This is a genomic window from Yersinia sp. 1252 StPb PI, assembly GCF_048593885.1.
GTDB lineage: Bacteria > Pseudomonadota > Gammaproteobacteria > Enterobacterales > Enterobacteriaceae > Yersinia > Yersinia enterocolitica_E.
Window position 1 is genome coordinate 1 of record NZ_JAZGQE010000575.1, and the last position, 245, is coordinate 245.

Below are 245 nucleotides of genomic sequence, written 5' to 3' on the forward strand. Positions count from 1 at the left end.
ATTGATGGGGGAAATAATTAGGCTAAAACCGTCTCAATGTTAAAGAGCCGATTCATAAAGGCGGATCTTTCCCGCACGCGACATTCAGGTTCGTCACAGCGTAGCCAAATATCAAATTGACCTTTATTCAGTCGTCGCATCGTCTCAAATCCCTGAAGCGTTGACCAGGCTCGATTTGGCCGTTTGAACCCCCCGGCCGCTTTTACCAATTTTTTGATGGGTGCATGGTCAGACTCGATACGATT

Annotated in this window: 1 protein-coding gene; it reads right to left on the reverse strand. The window is 46.9% G+C overall.

Annotated features, from left to right (window positions below; all coding sequences use genetic code 11):
• Positions 1–17 precede the first annotated feature (17 nt).
• Positions 18–245 (reverse strand): DDE-type integrase/transposase/recombinase (locus V2A85_RS24785; RefSeq protein ID WP_420072696.1); only part of this gene is annotated, 228 nt, incomplete at its 5' end.